At 30.3% G+C, this 14,435-nt stretch carries 17 protein-coding genes; 12 read left to right on the plus strand and 5 right to left on the minus strand.

The window, feature by feature from the left end; translation table 11 throughout:
• Positions 1–66: 66 nt before the first annotated feature.
• Together L992_RS08290 and L992_RS13145 are read right to left on the minus strand one after the other, a co-directional pair.
• The gene (locus tag L992_RS08290) at positions 67–945 is read right to left on the minus strand and encodes an SPFH domain-containing protein (protein ID WP_047395590.1); all 879 of its coding nucleotides are present in this window, start codon (positions 943–945) and stop codon (positions 67–69) included.
• A 17-nt stretch (positions 946–962) separates the two neighbouring features.
• On the minus strand, positions 963–1,370 hold the full coding sequence (locus L992_RS13145) for an NfeD family protein (protein WP_052193946.1): 408 nt from the start codon (positions 1,368–1,370) through the stop codon (positions 963–965).
• Positions 1,371–1,540: 170 nt separating this feature from the next.
• Here L992_RS13145 and L992_RS08300 point away from each other — a divergent pair, with 170 nt between their 5' ends.
• Positions 1,541–2,650 carry an NADH:flavin oxidoreductase gene (locus tag L992_RS08300; RefSeq protein WP_047395593.1) on the plus strand — a complete coding sequence of 370 codons (1,110 nt, stop codon included), beginning with the start codon at positions 1,541–1,543 and terminating at the stop codon, positions 2,648–2,650.
• A 53-nt stretch (positions 2,651–2,703) separates the two neighbouring features.
• Here L992_RS08300 and L992_RS08305 read toward each other — a convergent pair whose 3' ends face one another.
• Positions 2,704–3,051, minus strand: coding sequence for a helix-turn-helix domain-containing protein (locus tag L992_RS08305; RefSeq protein WP_047395596.1), 348 nt, complete (start codon positions 3,049–3,051; stop codon positions 2,704–2,706).
• Positions 3,052–3,188: 137 nt separating this feature from the next.
• On the opposite strand from L992_RS08305, the gene L992_RS08310 reads away from it, so the two are divergent.
• The 11 genes from L992_RS08310 to L992_RS08350 all read left to right on the plus strand — a co-directional run bounded on the left by L992_RS08310 (position 3,189) and on the right by L992_RS08350 (position 12,861).
• Complete coding sequence (locus tag L992_RS08310; protein ID WP_052193947.1) at positions 3,189–5,042, plus strand: metallophosphoesterase; 1,854 nt, start codon at positions 3,189–3,191, stop codon at positions 5,040–5,042.
• Between the two features lie 87 nt (positions 5,043–5,129).
• The gene (locus L992_RS13515) at positions 5,130–5,267 is read left to right on the plus strand and encodes a hypothetical protein (RefSeq protein ID WP_156110666.1); all 138 of its coding nucleotides are present in this window, start codon (positions 5,130–5,132) and stop codon (positions 5,265–5,267) included.
• Between the two features lies 1 nt (position 5,268).
• On the plus strand, positions 5,269–6,582 hold the full coding sequence (gene codB / locus L992_RS08315) for a cytosine permease (RefSeq protein WP_231549771.1): 1,314 nt from the start codon (positions 5,269–5,271) through the stop codon (positions 6,580–6,582).
• Positions 6,576–7,835: a cytosine deaminase gene (gene codA / locus L992_RS08320; protein WP_047381893.1), complete on the plus strand. Its 1,260-nt coding sequence runs from the start codon at positions 6,576–6,578 to the stop codon at positions 7,833–7,835. Before codB ends, codA begins: the two co-directional genes overlap by 7 nt.
• Positions 7,836–8,297: 462 nt before the next feature.
• Positions 8,298–8,555: a hypothetical protein gene (locus L992_RS08325; RefSeq protein ID WP_047381892.1), complete on the plus strand. Its 258-nt coding sequence runs from the start codon at positions 8,298–8,300 to the stop codon at positions 8,553–8,555.
• A 17-nt stretch (positions 8,556–8,572) separates the two neighbouring features.
• Complete coding sequence (locus tag L992_RS08330; RefSeq protein WP_047395599.1) at positions 8,573–8,956, plus strand: ankyrin repeat domain-containing protein; 384 nt, start codon at positions 8,573–8,575, stop codon at positions 8,954–8,956.
• 92 nt (positions 8,957–9,048) lie between these two features.
• Positions 9,049–9,765 carry an outer membrane beta-barrel protein gene (locus L992_RS08335; protein ID WP_052191678.1) on the plus strand — a complete coding sequence of 239 codons (717 nt, stop codon included), beginning with the start codon at positions 9,049–9,051 and terminating at the stop codon, positions 9,763–9,765.
• 113 nt (positions 9,766–9,878) lie between these two features.
• A complete protein-coding gene (locus L992_RS13520) occupies positions 9,879–10,052 on the plus strand; it encodes a hypothetical protein (RefSeq protein ID WP_156110667.1) in 174 nt (57 codons plus the stop codon).
• Between the two features lie 23 nt (positions 10,053–10,075).
• A complete protein-coding gene (locus L992_RS08340; protein WP_047381881.1) occupies positions 10,076–11,620 on the plus strand; it encodes a glycine betaine ABC transporter substrate-binding protein in 1,545 nt (514 codons plus the stop codon).
• An 88-nt stretch (positions 11,621–11,708) separates the two neighbouring features.
• Entirely contained in the window at positions 11,709–12,077 is a 369-nt protein-coding gene (locus L992_RS08345) for a hypothetical protein (protein ID WP_047381879.1), read from the plus strand.
• A gap of 97 nt (positions 12,078–12,174) precedes the next feature.
• Positions 12,175–12,861: a type 1 glutamine amidotransferase domain-containing protein gene (locus L992_RS08350; RefSeq protein WP_047381875.1), complete on the plus strand. Its 687-nt coding sequence runs from the start codon at positions 12,175–12,177 to the stop codon at positions 12,859–12,861.
• Between the two features lie 56 nt (positions 12,862–12,917).
• On the opposite strand, the gene L992_RS08355 is transcribed toward L992_RS08350, so the two are convergent.
• Together L992_RS08355 and L992_RS08360 are read right to left on the minus strand one after the other, a co-directional pair.
• On the minus strand, positions 12,918–13,109 hold the full coding sequence (locus tag L992_RS08355) for a YwbE family protein (RefSeq protein ID WP_047381874.1): 192 nt from the start codon (positions 13,107–13,109) through the stop codon (positions 12,918–12,920).
• 68 nt (positions 13,110–13,177) lie between these two features.
• Positions 13,178–14,425 (minus strand): TolC family protein, encoded by a 1,248-nt coding sequence (locus L992_RS08360; RefSeq protein ID WP_047395602.1) that lies wholly within the window; start codon positions 14,423–14,425, stop codon positions 13,178–13,180.
• Positions 14,426–14,435: the final 10 nt, after the last annotated feature.

A 14,435-nucleotide genomic window follows, 5' to 3' on the forward strand; every position in this document is an offset into this window, starting at 1 on the left:
TCATACTGATATTATACAACGTTATGAAGGGAAAAGAAAAGCAGCTCACGTCATTTTTGTGAGCTGCTATTTTTTAGCTTCGTGGAATAACTCACTTAGAGTTACGATGCTTTGTAATTCACTAGGAATTATAATTTTTGTAGCTTGACCATTTGCAACCTTTTCAAAAGCTTCCATTCCTTTAAGAGTTAGAACACTCTTATCAGGTGCAGCTTCTTTTATAAGTCTGATAGCTTCAGCTTGAGCTTTTTGAATACTTAAAATAGCTTCAGCTTCTCCTTCTGCTTCTCTAATAGCAGCTTCTTTTTTAGCTTCTGCTCTTAAAATTGTAGACTCTTTTTCTCCTTCAGCAACAAGGATAGCCGCAGTTTTTTGTCCCTCAGCTCTAAGAATAGATTCTCTTCTCTCTCTTTCAGCTTTCATCTGCTTTTCCATAGCGTCTTGAATCTCAGCTGGAGGAATGATATTTTTAAGTTCAACTCTATTAATTTTTATTCCCCAAGGATCTGTAGCTTCATCTAAAATAGCTCTCATCTTAGTATTAATAGTATCTCTTGATGTAAGAGTAGCATCAAGTTCCATCTCTCCGATGATATTTCTAAGAGTTGTTGCAGTTAAATTCTCAATAGCATTCAATGGATTTTCAACACCGTAAGTATATAACTTAGGATCAGTTATTTGGAAATATACAACTGAATCAATTTGCATAGTAACATTATCTTTTGTTATAACTGGTTGTGGTGGGAAATCAATAACTTGCTCTTTTAAAGATACCCTTTTAGCTACTCTATCAATAAAAGGTATCAATACATTAAGACCAACGTCCCAAGTAGTAAGGTAAGCTCCAAGTCTTTCAATGACGAAAGCCTGAGATTGAGCAACAATTCTAACGTGTGTTCCTATTAGAAATATCGCAATAAAGATTAAAATAAATATAAACAACATAAAACCCTCCCTAAAATCTATAATTTTTTAATTAAAAACAGTTTGTTTCCGACAATCTTTTGAACAATAGCATTCTCTCCAATTTTAAAATCATCTGAAGATATTGCTTCCCAAATTTTTCCATCTAGATAAACTGTGTAAAAGGTTTGGTTTCCTTTTAAAGTAATATCTTCGATAGTTACTTCTTTTTCTGTGATACGGTTTAATTCTTTTGAATTGGTTTTGAAATATTTTAAAGCAATTTTTCTAACCAAGATTAAAGAAAGAAGTGATGTACCCACAAAAATATAAAATTGATGCTCTAAAGCTAAATTATAAAATGGCATTGTTAAAAAAGCTCCAAGAGCAAACCAGATTGAAATAAGTCCAAAAGTTAAAAGTTCAACTCCTAAAAGCACTAAGCCAGCAATAAACCATATTAGCATAACGACTCCTTTCTAAAAAAAATATTCTTAGGTAGAGTATACTCTCAAAAATCAGGATTGTCAAAATAGAAAAATAACAGGAAAAAATAACAGTTACAAAAAAGTGCGTACTTGTTAAAAAAAAGTTAATATTTTATAATTCATTTGAGAGAAAAAATTTGGAGGTTGTTATGAAAAGAATTTTAGACGAAACTAAATTAGGAAATTTAAAAATGAAAAATAGAATAGTAAGAGGAGCACTTTGGGAGGATTTAGCTGATGAGAAAGGGCATTTAACTTCGGAGCTAGAAGCAGTATATGAGGAGCTAGCTCAGGGTGGGGTTGGAACTATAATTACAGGGTACGCATTTGTAACAGAAAATGAGCAGCCAAACCCAGGAATGTTAGGAATATATGATGATAAATTTATTTCAGAGTATAAAAAGTTTACAGATAAAATTCATAGCTATGATACAAATATAATTTTACAAATATGTTATGGTGGATTTATGACTAGACATAATGTAGGAGAAAGAGTTATCTGGGGACCATCAACAGCACAGGATGAAGTTAGTGGAACTTGGGCTCAAGAGATGACAAAAGATGAGATAAAAGAGTTGGTAAATGCATTTGGAGATGCGGCTTTAAGAGCTAAAAAATCAGGATTTGATGGAGTTGAAATTCATGGAGCACATGGATATCTATTAAGCCAATTTTTATCGCCATACTTCAATAAAAGAACAGACGAGTATGGAGGGGATGTAGAAAATAGAGGAAGAATTATCTTAGAAGTTTATCAAAATATAAGAGAAAAAGTTGGGTCAGATTTCTCGGTTTGGATAAAATTAAACTCAGCAGACTATATAGCTGAAGGAGGATTAACTCAAGAGGATAGTCTTTATGTAGCTAAAAAACTTTCTGAAATGGGAATAGATGCAATAGAGGTATCTGGTGGAAACGCTTCGATAAAAGAGGTTATAAAAAATAACTTAGCTCCAGCAAGAACAAAAGTTGTAGTTTCAAAAGATAATGAATCATACTTTAGAGATTATGCTGTTAAACTAGCTGAAATGGTAGAAACTCCAGTTATTTTAATAGGTGGAAATAGAAGTGTTGATGTTATGGAAAATATTTTAAATACAAGTAAGGTTGAATACTTCTCAATGGCAAGACCTTTAACTTGTGAACCAAATCTAATTAATATTTGGAAGTCAGGAGATATGAAAAAACCAAAATGTGTATCGTGTAATCAATGCTATATGACACCAGGAAAAAGATGTATCTTTAATATAAAAAAATAAAAGTTTATAAAATTATAGAATAAAAGGGAGTAATCTTAAATGAAATCTCCCTTTTAATCTATTTTTGTAGGTGTTGAAGTATATTCGAAATACTCTTTTGTCCATTGTTCAATAAGATTTAAAGCGGGAAGAAGAGCAAGCCCTTTTTCTGTTAGTTTATACTCAACCTTAGGAGGAACTTCTGGGTATACAACACGGCATATAATATTTTCCTCTTCTAAAGCTTTAAGTTGCTCTGTCAAAATCTTTTGAGTAATTCCATACACTCTTCTTTGTAACTCTAAAAATCTAACCGGTTCCTCTCTTAAATGGCAAACAATAAGAGCTTTCCATTTTCCACGAATAAATTCTAAACCTAAATCGAGTTCACAAAAAAAATCTTTATCTTTATAATGTAACATTTTATCTCCTTTGAATAATTATTTACTAAAAAAGTAACTTTATAAGTTTAACACATTTTTTACCTTAAATAAAGATAGTTTTAACTTTGATGCGATATAATAACAGAGGATGATAAAATTACAGGAAGAGGAGAATTATGTTTAGTGTAAAGAAAAGTTTAATAGGATTACTAGCATTGATAGGAGCGACAATGGTAAATGCTCAAGATGAATATAAGGTTGCATTTGTTTCAGATGTGCATTTTCATGATGTATATGGAGATTTTAAAGGGGATTTTAAAGGGTTGAAGAGTGAGGTAACAGGGAAATATGCAACAATAAGAACAATGGATTCTCAAATGAATTCGACAAGATTATTTAACGAAAACTATTTTGCATTTATAGCTGTTTTAGATGACTTGGTAAAAAAGGATATAAAATATATTGTTCTTCCAGGAGATTTTAGTGATGATGGACAAGAGGTTCATATAGAAGGTTTGAAAAAGATTATGGATAACTATACTAAAAAACATGGGATAAAGTTTTATATAACATTTGGAAACCATGACCCTGTTATGCCAATGACAGTTGATAAAGGAAAGATGGATTATCTTGGAGAGAATGGAAAAGAGCAGCCTATTTTCAGTAAAAATTCAAAGATAAAAGAAAAAGATGGAATGAATCCGGTTATATTCTCAGAAGTTGTTAAAGAGCAAGGGTATGAGGATATAATGAAACAGATAAATAGTTTTGGATTAGTTCCTGAGAAAAGTGATATCTACTGGGAGACTCCGTTTTCAAAATACAGTTATGAGCAATATAGTTTTGAAAAGGCTTTAGAGGATAGCTCTTCTAAAAATAGAAAATATGAAATCTCTTATGAGGGCTCTGGAGATAAACTAGGAAATGAAAAATTTGAAATTGTTGATGGAAGCTACTTAGTTGAACCGACAAAAGGGTTGTGGCTACTTGCAATAGATTCGAATGTATATGTACCGACAGAGGATGGGAAAGGATTCACCTCAGCTTCGAATGCTGGATATAATAGAGTTTTAACACATAAAAAACATCTTATAAATTGGGTTGAAAAAGTTGCTAAAACAGCTGAAGAAAAAGGAAAAACTTTAGTTACATTTAGTCACTATCCAATGGTAGATTTTTATAATGGTGCTTCAGAAGAGGTAGAATCTATATTTGGCACAGGTAAATTTGAATTGAGAAGAGTTCCGACAGATGAGGTTGCTAAAACTTTTGCTGACGCGGGAATAAAATTACACTTTGGTGGCCATATGCATTTCAATGACACTGGAGTTAAAAAGAATGAAAATGGTAATTTTTTAGTAAATGTTCAAGTTCCTTCAATAGCTGCGTATATACCAGCTTACAAATTATTATCTATAGATAGTAAGGAAGGTCAAGCTTTAATACAAACAGTTAGAATAGATGAGGTTCCAAGATTTAATGAGTTGTTTGAGCACTATGAAAAAGAGTATGTTCAATTAGAAAAATCAGGAGTGAAAAATATTTGGAATAAAGATATCTTAAAATCTAAAAGTTATAAAGAGTTTGCAAATTGGCATATTCAAGAGTTAGTGAGACTTAGATTTTTACCAAAAGATTGGCCAGAGGATATTAAAGAAAATATAATGCCAATGTCAGGAAAAGATATGTTTAATCTTCTAGCAGTAGGAAATGAGAAAAGTGCAGAGAAGATTTTAAAAGAAAATGGTGTTAAAGTGAGTGATTTAGAAAAATGGAATGGAATAGATTTAGTTACAGATTTATATCGTTTTAGAAATGCTGGAAATTTAGCTTTAAGTGATGTTTCGACTCAACGTGTGAAAGAGTATAAAGTTATTTATGAGATATCTTTAAATAACAAAACTGAAGAAAATAAAGTTCCAGATAGAGTGAAAGTTTTATTTAGTATTTTAAATAGATTTATCAATGATTATCCAGATACAGACTTTATAATCGATATGAAAACAGGGGATTTAAAAGTTAAAATATAGAGAAAAAATTAACAAAAAAATTCTTGACGAGATATTTTTTTTATGATAGAATTCTTTCTAGTGTAAAAAAAGGAGGTGAAGTATAAAGTGAGAAAGAGGAAGAGAGAAAGTGGCGGAATAAACATATTGTTGTCGTTTTTATATTCTTTATCTATTTCATCTTTTATATTTTCATCAAACTTTAATATATTTTATTTAAAAAATAGAGTGGTTTCTGCAGCATAGGTTGCAGTGGCTATTCTATTTTTTTTTAGGCAAAATCAAAGAAGACTTAATTAAGGAGAGGGAGATAACTATAGCAAAAAATTATGATTCAGACTTTTCATTTGGAGCAGTAGCAGAGAGTGATAAAAGAGGGCTACTTTCAATGTTTGTAATAATGTTAGGATTTACATTCTTTTCGGCAAGTATGTGGACAGGGGGTACATTAGGAATAGGACTTACAGGAGCAGAGTTCATACTAGCAGTACTTTTAGGAAATTTAATTCTTGGAATTTTCACTGGAGCTTTAGCTCACATTGGTGCAAAGACAGGGTTATCTACACATCTTTTAGCTAAATACTCTTTTGGAGAGAAAGGATCATATTTAGGTTCGTTCTTACTAGCTTTAACACAAGTTGGATGGTTTGGTGTAGGAGTAGCGATGTTTGCTATACCTGTAAATAAAGTAACAGGAATAGATATGAAGCTTTTAGTTGCTGTATCGGGAGTATTGATGACATTCACAGCGTACTTTGGAATTAAGGCTGTTACAATTCTATCAGCAATTGCAGTACCAAGTATAGCAGTTTTAGGTGGAACTTCAGTAGTAAGTGCCATAAATCATGCTGGTGGATTGAAAGAAGTGATGAATATAGCTCCGATAAATTCAATAACAGTTATGACTGGAGTTGGAATGTGTATAGGTTCATTTATAAGTGGAGGAAGTTTGACAGCTGACTTTGCAAGATTCTCAAAGAATAGTAGAGTTGGAGTTATAAGTACACTTGTAGCATTTTTCCTTGGAAACTCTTTAATGTTTATATTCGGGGCTGTTGGAGGAAAAGTTTTCGGAACAGCGGATATTTCAGAAGTTATGTTCTCACAAGGGATTATAATTCCAGCAATTATCGTTTTAGGATTTAATATCTGGACAACAAATGACAATGCTCTTTACTCATCTGGATTAGGATTCTCAAGTATCACAAAGTTACCAAAAAGTAAGATGGTTATGTTAAATGGAGTTTTAGGAACAGCATTTGCACTTCCAATTTATAATAACTTTGTAGGATGGTTAAATCTTTTAAATACTCTTCTTCCAGGAATTGGAGCGATTATAATTTGTGATTACTTCTTTGTAAAAAAAGGTGAGTATGATAAAATAGAGAATATGGAGTTCTTAGGAGTAAATGTGATTGCGATATCAGCTTGGGTTATTGGGATAGCTGCTGCGAAATTTATTCCAGGAATAGCACCTATAAACAGTGTTATCTTTACAATGGGAGCTTACTATGTAGGAACTAAAGTGATGGAAACAAAAAGAAGGAGTGAGGCATGTTAATTAAAAACGCAAAATTAAGAGATAGAGACGAACTAGTTGATATTCTGATAGAGAATGGAAAGTTCGTTAAAATAGAAAAAAATATTGAGAGAACTAATGTTGAGGTTATAGATATAGAAGGAAACATCTTAATGGAACCTTTTGTTGAGCCACATATCCATTTAGATACTACGATGAGTGCTGGTGAACCAAGATGGAATAGAAGTGGAACGCTTTTTGAAGGAATAGAGTGTTGGGGAGAAAGAAAGGCTATGCTTAGCCATGAGGACGTAAAGAGAAGAGCTAAGAAAGCTCTAAAATGGCAAATCTCAAACGGTATTCAATTTGTAAGAACTCATATAGATATCACAGATCCAACTCTTATGGCACTGAAGGCGATGGTAGAATTAAGAGAAGAGATGAAAGAGTTTGTGGAGATTCAAATAGTTGCGTTCCCACAAGAGGGAATTCTTTCGTATCCAAATGGAGAGGCTCTTATGGAAGAGGCTCTAAAATGTGGAGCGGATGTTATTGGAGCTATTCCTCACTTTGAGTATCAAAGAGATTGGGGAGTAGAATCTCTGAGAAAGATTATAAAACTTGCTCAAAAATATGATAGATTAGTTGATGTACATTGTGATGAGATTGACGATGAGCAATCGAGATTCTTAGAGGTGTTAGCAGCTGAAGCATGGGCAGCTGGAATTGGACACAAGGTAACAGCGAGTCATACAACTGCGATGGGTTCTTACAATGACGCTTACACTTATAAGTTATTTAGACTGCTGAAGCAATCTGGAATAAATTTTGTGGCGAATCCACTTGTAAATATTCATTTAGGTGGAAGATTTGATACTTATCCAAAGAGAAGAGGAGTTACGAGAGTTAAAGAACTTTTAGAGGCGGGAATAAATGTAGCTTTTGGACATGATGATATATTCGATCCTTGGTATCCACTAGGAAATGGGAATATGCTACAAGTTTTACACATGGGATTACATGTTTGTCATATGATGGGATATGATGAGATTTCAAAATCTCTTGATATGATATCGAAGAACTCAGCTAAAGCTCTTTGTCTTGAAGATAACTATGGTATAGAAGTTGGAAAAGCAGCTAACTTTATAGTGCTGTCTGAAAATAATGATTTTGATGCTGTGAGATTACAAGCAGCTGTAACTCACTCTGTGAGAAATGGAAAGTTGATAGCTATATCGGTTCCAAAAGTTTCTAAGTTATTCTTAGGTGAAGAAGAGATGGTTACATTTAAATAGATTTGATGAAAACCGTGGGTGAGAGCCTACGGTTTTTTTTGAAAAATTGGAAAAATAATGGCAAAAAGTGGTATAATTAAGAAAAGTTAAGAGATTTTGATTAAATTAATAATTTTTTATAAGTTGAAAAAATACTTCATATATTGTATTATTTTAAATAAAGTACTTTTTTAGGGGTCTTTTTTGGGTGATAAATTTAAAATTACTAGAAAAAGGACAAAAGTTCGTTAAAATGACGCTTTTATTTTAATTTTAAGGGGTTGCTAAAAAAAGAGCCTTATTCTAGATATAGCTGCAAAAATATCCCTTTAGAGAGAGTAAGATAGGGTAAAAAAACGTTTAAAAATCTTTTGAAAACGATTGGTTAGAGAGGGTTTTGAATAGAAAAGTTAAGCTTGAAAGGTATTAGTTTTCTAGAAATTTAGAAACTCTAAAAAGAAAAGTTCTGACGGAGGAAATAAAATGAAAAAAACACTATATATAAAAGAAGGTTTGGAAGAGTGTCAAAAAGTTAAAGATTTTTTTCTGAATAGAAAAGATGTGAACATCATTACATCTGAAGAGTTGTTAGAGAAAAATGATATAAAAGTAACACCGACCTTAGTTGTAGAAACTTGGGAAGAAGTTCTAATTTTTACTGGATTTGAAAAAATAGAAGAGTATTTGAATGATGAACCTACACCAGACTATCCATGTGTTTGTTCAGATGTAGAAAATTAATAAGAGGAGGAAGAGAGATGTTAGAGTTTAAAAATGCATTAAAAAATTGTGATTTAGAGGTTTTAAAGATTAAATTAGATGAAGGCATTGATGTTAATGATAGAAGTGGAGAGTATAGATATCCAATTCATAAAGCAGCATTGTTAGGGAATGTATCAATAATTGAGTTGTTCCTTGAATATGGAGCAGATATAGATACTGTAGAACCTTTACAAGGAAATACATCTATCAATCTAGCTATTTTTAACAAAGATTTAGAGATGGTAAAGTTTTTGAAAAAAAAAGGTGCTAACTTGGATATAAAAAATAGTTGGGGAATGACATCCATAGAGTACGCAACGTATTTAAAAGATAATATGGATTATAAAGATATTTCTGAGATAATAGAGATATTGAAATAAAACTTTATAAAAAAGGAAAATAGAAAAAATTTTGTAAATAATCTTGTCATTTGTGGTCCTACATTGTACTATAAAAATGAGGTGATTAAATTATGAGAAGATTAGGTTTCATATTAGGAGTTGTCTTGACGATGAGCTCTTTATCCTATACAAAAGAAGCACCAGAAAAACTTATAATACTTGAAGAAAATTTATTGGGATATACACCGATTTACAATATATATACTAAAGCAGGATTAGATATAAAATCAGAATATGAAGAATGGATGTTAGATGAGATAAAAATTAATAAGAAAGAAACTCATAGATTAGGATTTGAGGTAGGATTTGAAGCGACTAGGAATATAGATCATAATTTCGAATTAGGAATTGGAGGTGCTTATCAAAATCATACGAAATTTAAAGCAAAGATATACACTGATGAAACGTATGATATGCCTAAATTTGATTCAATTCCTCTTTATGCAGTAGCGAAATATAAGTTTGAAACAGAAACAATCTGGAAACCATATTTAAAATGTACATTAGGTTATTCATTTAATTTTAAAGATAAGGATACAGAGAATAAATCTTTATATATAGACGAAAGTAATATATTTGAAAATTTGATAAAATTTGACACAGATTTAAGTGATGACTTGTATTATGGTTTTGGAGCGGGAGTGGAGTATAATAGTTTTTTTGCAGATTTAATGTATAAAGTTAATGAAGCAAAAGCAAATTTGGAAGAGGACAAAGAGATTTTAGGAAAAAAAGATTTTGATTATTCAAGAATTACATTGGGTTTTGGTTATAAATTTAGTTTTTGAAAAATCAAATTCTTAAATAAAAAATTAGATTCAGAAAGCCTACGGATATTTATTGTTCGTAGGCTTTATTAAATATGCTATAATATAAAAAAATTAGAGTAAAGGAAAAGAACATGAAAAAAGAAATTTTAAGTTTTATAGCTCTTAATATTTTTACATATATTATGATGGCTATTTTTAATCCTATTTTAAAAAAGATATTTAATAAAAAAGAGTATAAACATAATAATCAAAAATTAAATAATCAAAAAGTTATTAATCAAAGAATAAATAAGATAAAAAGTTAATTTAAATTATGGGGGGGTATAAAATGAATGTATTTTTTAATTATTTTATTTCAAGATTACCTGAGATTGGAAAACTTCTCAATCAACATCTTCAAATATCAGGAATAGCAGTTTTAGTTGCAATAATGATTGGAGTTCCAAGTGGAATAATGATTACGAAAAATGAGAAAATTGCAAAAGGCGTGCTTAGTATTGCCGGGGTTTTTCAAACGATTCCTAGCTTAGCTTTATTTGGATTAATTATTCCATTTTTGGGAATTGGTGCAAAACCCGCGGTCTTTGTATTATTTCTTTATTCATTATTGCCAATTGTTACTAATACATATATAGGTTTGAAAAATGTTGATAACGCTACAATTCAAGCTGCTATAGGTATGGGAATGACAAATTTTCAAGTTTTGTTAAAAGTTAAGTTACCCATAGCTCTTTCTGTTATCATGGGTGGAATTCGAATAGCAACAGTTTCTATGATAGGAACAACAACAATAGCAGCTTTGATTGGTGCTGGAGGATTAGGAGAACTTATTTTTAGAGGCATAGCAACAAGTAACAACAATTTAGTTCTTTGTGGAGCTATTCCAACAGCAATATTAGCTTTTGTAGCAAATTATTTTTTAGGTATAATTGAAAAAGCCTTAGATCCTCTTGTAAATAAAAATCTAAAAATAAAAAATAGAAAAAAATTGGCTCTTGCATCAATTTTATTTTTTATTTTTGGTTTTTTTCAAATTCAAAAATATATATCTAAGAATAGATATATTACTGTAAAAATAGGGCATAAAACTTTTACAGAGCAAAGAATTTTAGGAAATATGATAGCTATAATGATTCAAGAGAAAACTCCTTATAAAGCAACAATAACAGAATTAGGAGGAACAAATATAAATTTCGAAGCGATTAAAAATGGTGAAATTGATATTTATCCAGAGTATACGGGAACATCTTTTTTAGCAATTTTAGGAGAAAAAGAGATGTTAGCACCTAGAGATATCTTTTATAAAGTTAAAAATATTTATAATGAAAGATTCGAACTAGATATTTTAGAACCATTAGGTTTTGAGAATACATACGCACTAGCTGTGAATAGAGATTTTTCAGAAAAATTTGGAATAATAAAAATATCTGATTTGAAAAAAATCTCAAAAGAATCATATTTGATAGGTGGTCATGAGTTTATGGAAAGAGTAGATGGACTTAAAGGTATGATTGATACTTACAATATGGAATTTAGAAGAGTAAACTCTATGGAGCCAGGATTGATTATTCCAACGATTCATTCAAAAAAAGCAGATGTAGGAGTTGTTTATTCAACTGATGGATTACTTGAAAAATATGACTTAGTTGTTTTAGAAGATGATTTGAAATTTTTTCCTCCTTACGAGGCAGTTATAACAATTTCAAATAAACTTAAAAAAGAGCATCCTATGATAGAAAAAGAACTGAACAGATTAAATAATATGTTTACAAATAAGGATATGCAAAGATTGAACTTGAGAGTGACTGAAGGAATTGATAGCGAATACAATACTGCAAGAGAAGCTTTAAAGTCAAAAGGATTGATAGATTAGCTAATCTCTACCAAAACAGTTGACAAAATATTTAAATATGATAAAATTCTTTTTATAAATAAAAAAAGTTATTGAAACGAGGAGAGAAATGAAGAAAGTAGTTTTAGCAGTAATGATTATGTTGTCAGCATTGGTTTTTGGAGATTATTTAGAAGATAAATTAGAGATGAAACTTATGAGAAATTACCCAAGATTAACAGATGGGATAAATAAAATGTCTATAAAAGAATATGATGTAGATGTAAAAAAAGATAGAGTTGAAGTTGAGATAAAAGTTCCAAAAGAACAGGCTAGAGAGGAATTTGCAAAACTTGATAGAGATGGATTAGAAAAAGAGTTAGAAAAAATGGTCGCAGATATCAGAAAAGAATTGAATGATAATATTCCAGTTAAGGTAGAAATTGAGATTGAGAAAGAGTCATCTTCATCAAAAAAATTATATAGTAATTATTTATAACTCCATATAAATAGACTTATCTGAATGAAGGATTTGTTTTTTATAATTAGTATATTTATTATAGATTACAAAGCTTTAGTTTTTTGGAGGTATTTTTATGAAAAAAGTATTATTTGTAGTTACATCGCATGATAACTTAGGAAAAACAGAGAGAAAAACAGGAGTATGGCTATCTGAACTTGTAGAGCCTTATTTTACATTCAAAAATAGAGGAATAGAAATTACAATAGCTTCTCCAAAAGGAGGAAAAATACCCATAGATCCAGCGAGTTTAGAAGACTCACATACTAATCCTTTAGTAAAAATATTTTTAGAGGATGATATGGATATATTAGAGAATAGTATAAGCTTAAATAAAATTGATTTTCATCAATATGACGCTATTTTTTATCCTGGAGGACATGGTCCAATGTGGGATTTATCAGAAAGTGAAGAGAATGCAAAACTTCTATCAGATTTTTTTAATAATGGGAAGATAGTTGGTGCAGTATGTCATGGAACAGCAGCATTATTAAAAGGAATAAATCATAGAACAGGAGAAGCACTAATTAAAAATAGAGATATTACAGGTTTTTCAAATTCTGAAGAGAGAGCTGTTGGTTTAGAAGATATCGTTCCTTTTCTTTTAGAAAGTAAGATTGTGGAGTTAAAAGGGAACTATTCCAAATCAAATAAAGATTTTGATCCATATGTTGTTGTAGATGGTTCAATTTTTACGGGACAAAATCCAGCATCTGGAATACCACTTGCTGAAAAAATTATAGAGGAACTTTACTCTAGATAAAGAAAATAGCAGCTCACAAATTAATGTGAGCTGCTATTTTTAAGAAAAAAATTAATTTAAATAATCTCTTGAACTCTTCCAACAGTTCCATCAATTAGTCTTACTTTTATTCCGTGAGGATGGTTAGCAGAGTTTGTAAGAATATCTTTAACAATACCCTCTGTTAATTTCCCTGTTCTTTGATCCTCTTTTTTAACCACTTTTACTGTTATACCAGCTTTTATATCTTTTCTATTTTTACCGTTCATGACTTCTCCTGATATTTTTCTATAATTATAACATTAATTTCATTTTTTAAAAACTCTTTATTCAAAGGTTAAATTAAAAGAGAACGATATTTCTCTAGAGCATTATATTGAATCAATCTAATATTTTCATATTTTATTTTTGAATCAGTGAGCATCTCTTGAGATTTTAGAAAATCTAATATAGTAATCATTCCTTTTTGAAATTTTAAAGTATCTTTTTTATAGTTTTCATTAGCTTGTTCAAATGCTTTTGAGTATGCAATCTCAAGTTTATTTAATCGTATTAACTCTAGATAAGCTTTTTTTAGATTTATTTCGATATTATTATGAGTAATTTTTTCTTGTGATTTGGAATTTTCGACATTTAATTTACTCGCTTCATAGTTATCATAATCTTTTCCAAATTGAAATATATTCCAACTAACAAGGACTCCTCCTCCCCATGAATTTTCTGTTCGATGGTCTTCAGTAACATATTCTTTACCAATAAATCCTTTTACTTGAGGTAACATTTCAGCTCTTGCAATCATTTTTTCGACATCAGCTTCTTGAATGTGAAGTTTCGCAAAATTAGCTGCTATTCCATTATTTAGTGCTTCATCTAAATCAATATTATAATTAATTGAATCGATAGCCTCTCTGTAAACATAGAAATTTTCTATATCAATCTCCTCAGACGATGAAAAATTAAGTTTTTGTTTTAAAGTTAAAAGACCAATTTCTATTTCGTTTTGAATATTTAAAATAGAGGTTTCAATATCTAGAAGCTGGTACTCAGCTTTTAGTAGTTCTACATTTGTTATTTTTCCAAGACGTTCATTTTCTTTAGCAAAATTTAAAGCTTCATTTAGTTGCATTTTAGATGTGTTATAGACTTCGAGAGTATTTTTAGCTAAAATAATCCCAGTATATATAGATATAACTTCAAGTCTTGTATCTCTTGTTTGTTTTAAAAGAGCCAGAGTATTTTTTTGTTCTTCTATTTTCGCTTTTTTAACTTTAGCAGCAATAGAACCGCCTTGAAATATCGGTTGAGATATTCCAAGAAAATTTATATAGCCACTCTTGGCTGTTTGGATAGGAGTATTTTCTAAAAAAGCGCCATCTGTTTTTAAATATCCTCCGGTATAAAAAATGTTAGGTAGAGCTGTTTTAAATGCAGAGTTTAACTGTTTTTTTGAAATAATTAACTCCCTATTAGCTATATTATTTTCCTCTCCATTTTGAATAGCCAAATCGATGGCTTCATTGATTGTTATAACTCTAGCAAATAGAGAGAATGAAATAGTAAAAATCATAAAAATTCTTAGTTTCATAGTTCGTTTC

Origin of the sequence: Cetobacterium sp. ZOR0034 (genome assembly GCF_000799075.1) — a bacterium.
In the GTDB taxonomy this organism is placed as follows: Bacteria; Fusobacteriota; Fusobacteriia; order Fusobacteriales; family Fusobacteriaceae; genus Cetobacterium_A.

Coding starts and splice junctions, on each gene's coding strand:
- L992_RS08290 (WP_047395590.1), bottom strand. CDS start 945: ATGTTGTTTATATTTATTTTAATCTTTATTGCGATATTTCTAATAGGA.
- L992_RS13145 (WP_052193946.1), bottom strand. CDS start 1,370: ATGCTAATATGGTTTATTGCTGGCTTAGTGCTTTTAGGAGTTGAACTT.
- L992_RS08300 (WP_047395593.1), top strand. CDS start 1,541: ATGAAAAGAATTTTAGACGAAACTAAATTAGGAAATTTAAAAATGAAA.
- L992_RS08305 (WP_047395596.1), bottom strand. CDS start 3,051: ATGTTACATTATAAAGATAAAGATTTTTTTTGTGAACTCGATTTAGGT.
- L992_RS08310 (WP_052193947.1), top strand. CDS start 3,189: ATGTTTAGTGTAAAGAAAAGTTTAATAGGATTACTAGCATTGATAGGA.
- codA (WP_047381893.1), top strand. CDS start 6,576: ATGTTAATTAAAAACGCAAAATTAAGAGATAGAGACGAACTAGTTGAT.
- L992_RS08325 (WP_047381892.1), top strand. CDS start 8,298: ATGAAAAAAACACTATATATAAAAGAAGGTTTGGAAGAGTGTCAAAAA.
- L992_RS08330 (WP_047395599.1), top strand. CDS start 8,573: ATGTTAGAGTTTAAAAATGCATTAAAAAATTGTGATTTAGAGGTTTTA.
- L992_RS08335 (WP_052191678.1), top strand. CDS start 9,049: ATGAGAAGATTAGGTTTCATATTAGGAGTTGTCTTGACGATGAGCTCT.
- L992_RS13520 (WP_156110667.1), top strand. CDS start 9,879: ATGAAAAAAGAAATTTTAAGTTTTATAGCTCTTAATATTTTTACATAT.
- L992_RS08340 (WP_047381881.1), top strand. CDS start 10,076: ATGAATGTATTTTTTAATTATTTTATTTCAAGATTACCTGAGATTGGA.
- L992_RS08345 (WP_047381879.1), top strand. CDS start 11,709: ATGAAGAAAGTAGTTTTAGCAGTAATGATTATGTTGTCAGCATTGGTT.
- L992_RS08350 (WP_047381875.1), top strand. CDS start 12,175: ATGAAAAAAGTATTATTTGTAGTTACATCGCATGATAACTTAGGAAAA.
- L992_RS08355 (WP_047381874.1), bottom strand. CDS start 13,109: ATGAACGGTAAAAATAGAAAAGATATAAAAGCTGGTATAACAGTAAAA.
- L992_RS08360 (WP_047395602.1), bottom strand. CDS start 14,425: ATGAAACTAAGAATTTTTATGATTTTTACTATTTCATTCTCTCTATTT.